Below are 8,170 nucleotides of genomic sequence, written 5' to 3'. Positions count from 1 at the left end.
ACGCACCGGCCGCGGATTCCGCAACGCGGAGAACTACCGGACGCGTATCCTGCTCACCAGCGCCGCGAGAACCGTAGCGTGAATACCCGCCACAGCAGGGTCATTCACCACGAACCGCGAAGAGCCGGATAAGCACCCCGTCCGCGTGCCCTGGGGATAACGACCAACTCCTGGGGTTCAACACACACCCCACAGGCCGCGTCGATGCTGCTGTGCCTCGACCGCAGCGCGTTCGTAGTCGGCGGCGCGGGTCAACCCGTTCGGTCCGCGGTCGGGGCGTGCCGCTCCAGCAAGGAGCAGCTGCGTCGCGATGTCACGGCCGTGGTGGTCGACGTAGCGCAGCAGCCGCCCGTAGCGATCGCGGTCGGCTTGGGTGGCGTCTCCAACGAGCACGACGATGCTTCCGGCTGGCAACCACCGGGTCAGCACCTCAGTGGCGGCCCCTGCGTAGCAATCGGCAGGCGCCTGTGGGTGTGCCAATTCTGGGGCGTCGATGCCGAGTAGCCGCACCCGGTCGATTCGCCCATCGGTTGGTTCGCGGGCCAGGAGGGTGTCGCCGTCGAGGACGTGCAGCACCTCGAACGGGGTGCGCGGCGTCTGCCGATCAGACGGTGCCGCCATGGTGGTCACGTTGAGCACAGCGGCTGCCGCCACCATGGCCAAGACTGTCCTGCCCATGTGCCGTGTCGAGCGCCCCTGCGTGCGGGAGCCGATCGGTCGGGCCGTGAACTTCATCCTGGAACTCGCACTGTCCGGCTTCAACGTCCTGGCCCCGACGGGCCGCGTGGGGAGGATGCAGCGGGCGACCGCCGCAGTTGCTCACGCGGGCTCTGGCGAGCATGATCGGCGAGCTCGCCCGCGACCCGGCCTGTTTGGCGTGAGGTAGCGCCGGCCCGGTCGAGCACGGTCTCGGCCAGCCGGGCGTCTTCGTCGGCGCGGTGTAGGTACTGGCCCGCAGAGCGGATGCTGGCTGCGACCTGACGTGGATCAACGGTGCGAGGTCCCATCAGTGTGGCAGGGGTCAGGACCTGGCTGGCGGTGCTCGCGGAGGCGATGTTGTGCGAGAGCGTTTGGCTCATCGGGCGTGCTACTTCGACCATGTCACTGACCATCGCGAGGCGCGGCGCTAGCTGTGCCACCGTCTGGGTCGCTTGGGGGTCGATGTCGTCGTCGAGTTCGTCGATGAGGCGACCGGCACGCGCGAGCGCGGCAGTGGCTTGCTCGAGGTGTTCGTTCAGTTCGTGACTGATCTCGCCGATCGTGGTGCACCTGCTCGTCAGCCTGCTCAGGTGGTCGGCGACGGCCTCCAGATGACGCCCATCGGGATCGGACTCGGTTGTGTCGGCGTGGGCCGCTTCTGTCTCTGCTTCGTCGAGCACCCTCAGAGCGGACCTGGTGAGTTCGCGGAGATCCTCCACTGTCTCGCGGGCACGTCGCACCGACTGCTCGGCACCAAAGACGCAGTCAGTCAGATCGAGAAGGCGCTCGGACATCACGATCGGCCGCCTCGTTCAACCCGTTCAGGGGTCGCCAGGCCAACGCCGGGAAGGTTGTGGCAGAGCTCGTCGAGCTTGCCCAGCGCCTGCCCCAAGTGCCGGCGCACATCCTCGACCGGAGCGTTGCTCTCGTCGGCGATGGTGCTGCGGGGACGGTAGGTCACGGCTCTTGGCCCTCCGGTGCTCGGGGAGTGGTCTCGGGTCACCTAGGGGCCACGGCGCGGCTCCGACGATCACAAGCCGCCGTGCGCCGAAATGCTGGCTGGGTTGGTCGGGCCGTCGCGCGAGCACGAAATTCAACCGTTCCCACTGTCTTTCGGGGGGACGGTGCGCTGACCTGCGCAAACGCTTCGACATTGGGCGTGTCGGGTCTGCGTCCCCCCGCCGATTATCGGCCCGGGCGGACGTCGCGGAGGACGTAAAGACGGACGCCTGACGGCGACCTTTTCGTCGTGCATACACGACGGAAAGGGACACAAGATCATGAACAACAGCAGAAACATCGGGGGACTTCTCGGCCTCGACGACGACAGCGAACTGCTCGAACTGGCGGCGCAACGTTGGGGGACGTGGACGGCTGACCACCCGCCTCTTCGGGTCGTGGACGACTTCGTCGAGTTGCGGACCTGGTTGCGCGGAGCTGATCGAGAGGCAGCCGACGCAGTGCTGCTGCCCCTGGCGATGCTCGCCTCGCCTGACGGCGGCGATGATGTCGCGGCCGCAGCAGCGTTGGCCAAGTGCCTGCTGCCGGGAGTGTGCACCGAAGCCGGACGGCTCAGTGACATGCTCGCCCGAGGACAGATCAACGGTTCGGTTTCGGGTTCGGGGCCCGGTCATGTCAATGAGCTGATCGCCTCCCAACTGTGGATCGAGGTCCGGTCCTTCCCATGGCGGCGGTTGACGAAAGTCGCCGCGAACATTCTGGTGAACACCCGCATCGGGGTTCTGCGCGAACTCGGTGACAACGCCCAGGTATGGCGCACGGACCGGACGTGGGCTAACACGTCCTTACTGGACGACTGGACCGCTCCGGACCCTGCTGCAGCCACGGGGGCACACGAGCCCGACGCGTCCTCGATGGCTGGGATGCTGGGTGACCCGGCTCTCGCGTTGGATCACCAGACGCCTCTTGAGGAGCTGCTCGATGTGCTGGCGTGGGCGTGCGAGCACGACGTGATCAGCGTCGAGGATCGGTCGCTGTTGCTGTGCCTGGTGGAGGAAGCAGCCCAAGTCGAGACCCGTCGTCTTCGGCGAGGGCGCGGTGGTCTGGCCGGTAACGAACTCTCGGCACGGGTCGCGCCCTTGGTTGGTGTCTCGGAGGCGACGGTCCGCCGCCGCACTTCCAAGAGCATCCGCGCTTTGGCCGCCGCGGCCCCGGACAGGTTCGTCGGCCATGACTGATCGTCAGCGACGAGCTGTCTGCCCTAGGCGCCCGGAGGTGGTGATGACCATGCAGCACACCGGAGACCAAGCCGGGCACCAGAGCGATCACAGGAGTCCTGAGGAGATCGCGAACCTGTTCGATGTTGTCGGCCGCGAGGGTGAGGCGATCCGCCAGTTGAGCGGATGTGTCGAGGATTTGCGTGCGGTCCAGGCAGCCAAGCAAACGCTCTCGACGGTGAGCCCAGCCCAAGTCCGTGCCGCACTGGAGTACCGACGCGCCACTGTCAGTGAGTCGGCATGAGCACCGCCTACGCGCCGACGCGTCCTGCGATCTCGGTCGACGAGCTCAAGCGGGCTTGGCATGCCGTGCAGGCCGGACAGTTCCGCCGCACCAACAGGACCGGACCCGCCGCCAGGCAACTTGACATCGGGGGAGAGGGCGTAGGCGTGTGGGAGCCGTCAGAGGGCGAACAGGTCGTGGCGCTCTTGGGGGCCGCCGGCTCAGCGGGAACCAGCACGGTTGCGCTGGCGCTCGCCTTGGCGGCAGAGCGGACGGCGCGGGTGGTGGAGTGCGGGCCGGCGATCGCTTCGGGCCTGGCCTCGGCCAGCACGGCAGAGCTCGGCACCGATGAGACCGGTTGGCATCAAGGCCGCCGTGACCGTGTCCTCCTGGAGCGCACGAGTGAACTGGCAGGCGGACCTGCCAGCACCCCGACCCCGATTGTGGCAGCCCACCCGGGCCAGCTGACGATTCTCGACATCGGCTGGGAGGCAAGCCAGGTTCTCACCACGACCAGCTGGCTCAGCACAACGATCGATGATGCTCGGGCACTGGTAATGGTCACCACCGCCACCATCCCGGGGTTTCGGCGCCTCGACGCCCTCATGGAGCTGCTCGGCGAGCTCCACCCGAGCGTTGGGGAGCGACTGCACTTAGCGGTGTTGGGCCCACGTCGCAAGAAGTGGCCCCGCGGCCTGGAACACGCCGGCGGCCTCGCCACGCGACAGCTGCTGGACAGCGACCGGGTCGTTGAGATCCCTCACGATCGTGACCTAGCCACCACCGGCCTGGACTCACGGCCACTGCCCGAGGCGGTTCTGAGCGCCGGAGCAGAACTACTGGCCCAGATCGAGGAGCGCACCGCACCGCTCCCGCTCACCCCAGACACCAATAGGCCAGACCCCACGGTCACGGACTCCGGGCTGACGCGCACCTCGGACGCGGGCTCTGCCGAGCAGCACGACACAGAGGTTGGCCGCACCTTTCGCGGCTTCGCAGAAGGGAACCGAACATGGAGTCACTGAGCACAACAGCGATCGTGGTAGCGGCGAAGGTTTGCCCCAAAGCGCCACCGGGGGCCGTCGGGCCGGTCAACGAAATCACCGGCTACGTGTTGTGGGGCGTCATCATCTTGTTCGGCCTCGGCGTGGTCATCGGCCTCGGGGCGGTCATCGGCGGACGTATCTTCTCCATGCCTCACGCCTCGAAAGTCGGCGTGATCAGCATCGTGGTGGTCTTCGTCGCCGCGGTCGGCTATCTGGTGCTGCCCGGCATGTTGAACGGGATCCTCGGCCAGGGCTGCATCTGAGATGGCCAGGCAACGAGCAAGGTCACGCAGCGGCTCGACCGCGGCTGCAGCGAGTGGTTCTGAATGGGGAAGCCGCCGACTCCTGGTTATTTTGACCGCAGCGAGCGTCGTGGCTGTTCTGCTGGTCGTTGGGTTGGTTCGAGCGACCTACCTCGCCGTCACCGGTGTCGGCGACGACACCCCCGCCGAGGACCTGACCTTCACCGTGGTCACCGACCCTGCGACAGGCGACGTCGTCCGCGGTGCCGCCTACCGTGACGAGGTCGCTGCCGCGCCGATGCTGACCGTGAACGACCAGGCGATGTTTCCCGCGCAGGTGGCGCGGGAAGAGCCTGCCGGATTCGAGATACCCATCGGGGAAGCGCCCGGGCCCGCGCAGATCCAGTCCGGCTTCCCGCACACTCCCGAGGGCGCGGTCGGCCAGCTCGCCCAGATCGACCTGGCGGTGCTGCAGGCGATGAGCCTGCCGACCGCCCACGAGGTCTACCAGTCTTGGGCGCTGCCCGGCGGCATCGGAGCTGACCGGTGGTGGATCACCCAAAGCGTCGCCGCATTCCTGTCCAGCACGTCGATGGGCGAGGTTATGGACGCTGGTACCTGGGTCGAGGCTGAACCAGCCGCCGCCTTGATTAAGGGTGTCGACGGGCCTGACTGGGTGGTCGCGTGCGTGCTGTTCAAGGTGACGGCCACCTATCGCCAAGAAGCCCAAATCGCTTTTGGTCACTGCGAGCGCATGCAGTGGGTTGGTGGCCGCTGGATGATCGCGCCCGGCCTGCCGCCGGCCCCGGCCCCATCGACCTGGCCCGGAACCGACCTGGCCAACCAGGCCGGCTGGCGTCCCTGGATTTCCACACATCCCGCGAAGTCAGGAACAGGACGATGAGACGCTACGACACCGGACGCCGACCCTCACCGCGAGCGGTGGCTGTGGTTGCGGTCGTCCTCGCGGTCCTCATCGGCACGGCGGTCTGGCTGCTCGGCAGCGGCGACCCTACCGATAGCCCAGACGGCTCAAGGAGCGGACAGCCCACGGCGGCAACGCCTGACATCAGCCGCGAGGCCCCGACCACCGCACCGCCTGACGGGGTTGTCCTGCCCGAGGGCACCGACCAGGTCGATGGACATCCCACCGGATTTCCTGCTTCCGATCTGGGGCCGGTGGCCGTCCAGGTGGCGATCGCTCGCGCCCAGGTCGGCTTCGACTACGACCAAGCCGCCCACGTGGCCAGCATCTACGCCGCACCGGATACGAGGAAAGTGCTCGAGGAACGCTCCCGCGCCGCGGTCACCCAACGACGCGAGCAAGCAGGCGTCCCGGACACGGGCGAAGTACCGGCACCTGTCTCCTATGCGGTGACACCCATTGCGTTCACCGTCGCCGAGCTCGACAGCGGAACCTGGGCGGTGAGCCTGCTCAGCTACGTGTCCTTGACCGACGTCGAGGGCACCATCGGCGACTTCCTCTACTCAGGCACCCAACTGTTCAGCTGGATCGACGAGGACTGGAAGGTCGTCCAAGGCACCAAGGCCGACATCGACGAGCTCACTGCGGCGGGGCAACCGGCCGCGGCTGCTCCCGGCACCCCAGAGTACGAGGACGCGGGCTGGATCGGGATCCGCGGTGAGTACCAATGAGCATCTCGCTGGGCCACCTCACAGGTCGAGGCAGCGCGCGATCACTGGCGAGGATCGTCGTTGTCGTCGTGGCGACTGGACTGATTCTTGTCCTGGCCGGCGCGGCCGAAGCGCCAGCAGCTCCCACCGCGGCAACACCCGCAGTAGCGGCACCGATGACGGTTCCGGCGGCTGCGCCGACGGCACTGAAGATGGGATGTATCGGCCCGGATGTGTTGTGCGAGGTTGGTGGCAAGGTCGTTGGGGGTGTCAAGAACACGGTCAACGGGGTCAAGAAGGTCGCCGGTGTGGCCGACGACCTCCTCCCGATCGGGATCCCGGACCTGCCCGGCATTCTTGGCGGCGTGCCGGGCCTCAGTGGCGGGTGCGGCTTCCTGGATGCGGTCTGCGGAGTCATCGGTGACCTTCCCGGTCTGTCCATTCCCGGCCTGCCGAGTCTTCCCGGAATCTTCAATCTGGGCACGAACATCCCGGGCTTGCTCGGCATCGGCAACCCGTTCGCGGTGCTGGGTGACATCATCGCCAAGGCGGCCGCGGACGCCTGGACGGCAGCGATGCTGGCGATCTGGAGCGCCGGCCTGTACGTGCTACGGATCGTGCTGTCGTTCTCCGAGCTGTTCCTCACCCCAGACCTGAGCCCGGGCGGTCCGGGCCGTGATGTCTTCGCCTACGCGTTATGGCTCGCGTTAGCGCTGGTGGTGCTGATGACCATGATCCAACTCGGCGCCGCAGCCTTCAAACGCGAAGGCAAAGCACTGGCCCGCGCCCTGATCGGGTCCGGCCAGTTCGTGGTGGTGTGCGCCTGCTGGTTCCTGTACTGCGCCACCGTGATCACCGCCTGCGCTGCGCTGACCAAGTCGCTGATGAAAGCCCTGCTCAAGGTCAACACCTGGCCCGACTGGGACCCCCTGGGCGGGATCAGCGTCCAGAGCCTGAGCGATGGCGTGGTGGCGACGGTCCTCGGACTGCTCGGCCTGGTGCTGTGGATCGCGGCGATCGGCCACATCCTGGTCTACCTCGCCCGCGGCGCAGCCCTGCTCGTGCTGACTGCCACCGGGCCGCTCTCGGCCGCGGGACTGGTCTCGGATGCGGGCCGGTCGTGGTTCTGGAAGAGCCTGCGCTGGTTCCACGCGGCCGCCTTTACCCCGGTGTTGATGGTGCTCGTGTTGGGCATCGGCATCCAGATGTCCAACGGCGTCGCCGCGCACCTGGCCGACGACACGGCCAAGTCGATCGGCACCGCCCTCCCGGCGGTGATGTTGATCTGCATCAGCGTCGTCGCCCCGTTGGCGCTGTTCAAACTGCTCGCTTTCGTCGACCCCGGTACCCCCTCGGGTGCCAGCTTCCGACAAGGGATGGCTGTCCAGGGCGGCCTCCAAGGACTTCTCTCCGGCGGCGGGGGCGGGGGTTCGACGGCCGCGTCGAGCAGCGATGCCAACGGCCGCTCGGCGGGCGAGCAGGGCGCCGAGGACTCCACCAGCAGCCGATTCAACGCAGGGACCCAAGGAATGCTTGGCAAGTTCGGCGGCGGTCTCGGACAGGGATTGGCCGCGGGGCTGGGGATGCTGCAGAGCGCGGGCGCCAAGGGCACCTCGCTGCTGTCCGATGAGGCCAATCAGAGCGGCGTCGGCCACCACACCTACGGTCCCGACTTCTCCAGCAGCCGTCCCAACCAACAGCCGCGCCACCCCACCTCCGACAACGACGACAACGACAACGGAGACGGCGACGGAGGCGGAGGCGGCGATGACGACACCGGTGTGCCGACACCACCGCTGCCACCGACTCCGGACCTGCCGGGTGACGCAACCCCGCCACCGCCAAGTCAGCCGGGACAACCCGGCGGCAACACCGGCGGCAACACCGGCGGCAACACCGGCGGCAACACCGGCGGCAACACCGGGGGACAGGGCGATCAGGGCCCACCGGGTGCCGGTAGCGCCAAGCCCCCGGCGGCCGGTGGCGGGGGAGGAGCTGGGGGCGCGGCAGCCGGCGGTGCGGTACCGCCGCCGGTCTGACTACCCGTTGACCGCAGCCGTGAAAAAGAGAGACCCGACGAGTGCCCCG

At 67.7% G+C, this 8,170-nt stretch carries 10 protein-coding genes; 7 read left to right on the top strand and 3 right to left on the bottom strand.

What is annotated here, in order from left to right; genetic code table 11:
- Positions 1-177 precede the first annotated feature (177 nt).
- The 3 genes from BSP109_RS11050 to BSP109_RS17315 all read right to left on the bottom strand — a co-directional run bounded on the left by BSP109_RS11050 (position 178) and on the right by BSP109_RS17315 (position 1,660).
- Positions 178-678, bottom strand: a complete 501-nt coding sequence (locus BSP109_RS11050; RefSeq protein WP_180959710.1) for a thermonuclease family protein — start codon at positions 676-678, stop codon at positions 178-180.
- 80 nt (positions 679-758) lie between these two features.
- A complete protein-coding gene (locus tag BSP109_RS11045; RefSeq protein ID WP_146001136.1) occupies positions 759-1,496 on the bottom strand; it encodes a hypothetical protein in 738 nt (245 codons plus the stop codon).
- On the bottom strand, positions 1,493-1,660 hold the full coding sequence (locus BSP109_RS17315; RefSeq protein WP_180959709.1) for a hypothetical protein: 168 nt from the start codon (positions 1,658-1,660) through the stop codon (positions 1,493-1,495). The genes BSP109_RS11045 and BSP109_RS17315 overlap by 4 nt, the downstream gene beginning before the upstream one ends.
- Before the next feature lie 319 nt (positions 1,661-1,979).
- On the opposite strand from BSP109_RS17315, the gene BSP109_RS11040 reads away from it, so the two are divergent.
- The 7 genes from BSP109_RS11040 to BSP109_RS11010 all read left to right on the top strand — a co-directional run bounded on the left by BSP109_RS11040 (position 1,980) and on the right by BSP109_RS11010 (position 8,121).
- The gene (locus tag BSP109_RS11040; RefSeq protein WP_101600639.1) at positions 1,980-2,897 is read left to right on the top strand and encodes a hypothetical protein; all 918 of its coding nucleotides are present in this window, start codon (positions 1,980-1,982) and stop codon (positions 2,895-2,897) included.
- A 43-nt stretch (positions 2,898-2,940) separates the two neighbouring features.
- Complete coding sequence (locus BSP109_RS11035; protein WP_101600637.1) at positions 2,941-3,180, top strand: hypothetical protein; 240 nt, start codon at positions 2,941-2,943, stop codon at positions 3,178-3,180.
- Complete coding sequence (locus BSP109_RS11030) at positions 3,177-4,184, top strand: hypothetical protein (RefSeq protein ID WP_101600635.1); 1,008 nt, start codon at positions 3,177-3,179, stop codon at positions 4,182-4,184. The genes BSP109_RS11035 and BSP109_RS11030 overlap by 4 nt, the downstream gene beginning before the upstream one ends.
- On the top strand, positions 4,172-4,468 hold the full coding sequence (locus BSP109_RS11025) for a hypothetical protein (protein WP_101600633.1): 297 nt from the start codon (positions 4,172-4,174) through the stop codon (positions 4,466-4,468). The genes BSP109_RS11030 and BSP109_RS11025 overlap by 13 nt, the downstream gene beginning before the upstream one ends.
- 109 nt (positions 4,469-4,577) lie before the next feature.
- Entirely contained in the window at positions 4,578-5,351 is a 774-nt protein-coding gene (locus BSP109_RS11020; RefSeq protein WP_101600631.1) for a hypothetical protein, read from the top strand.
- Positions 5,348-6,103, top strand: a complete 756-nt coding sequence (locus BSP109_RS11015; protein WP_101600629.1) for a hypothetical protein — start codon at positions 5,348-5,350, stop codon at positions 6,101-6,103. The genes BSP109_RS11020 and BSP109_RS11015 overlap by 4 nt, the downstream gene beginning before the upstream one ends.
- Positions 6,100-8,121 (top strand): type IV secretion system protein, encoded by a 2,022-nt coding sequence (locus BSP109_RS11010; RefSeq protein ID WP_101600627.1) that lies wholly within the window; start codon positions 6,100-6,102, stop codon positions 8,119-8,121. Before BSP109_RS11015 ends, BSP109_RS11010 begins: the two co-directional genes overlap by 4 nt.
- The last annotated feature ends 49 nt before the right edge of the window (positions 8,122-8,170 follow it).

The sequence above is a fragment of the Brevibacterium sp. Mu109 genome (assembly GCF_900169375.1).
Taxonomy (GTDB): Bacteria; Actinomycetota; Actinomycetes; order Actinomycetales; family Brevibacteriaceae; genus Brevibacterium; species Brevibacterium yomogidense_A.
Note: the sequence above shows the minus strand (reverse complement) of the source record. Positions and strands in the feature narration are given on the sequence as shown.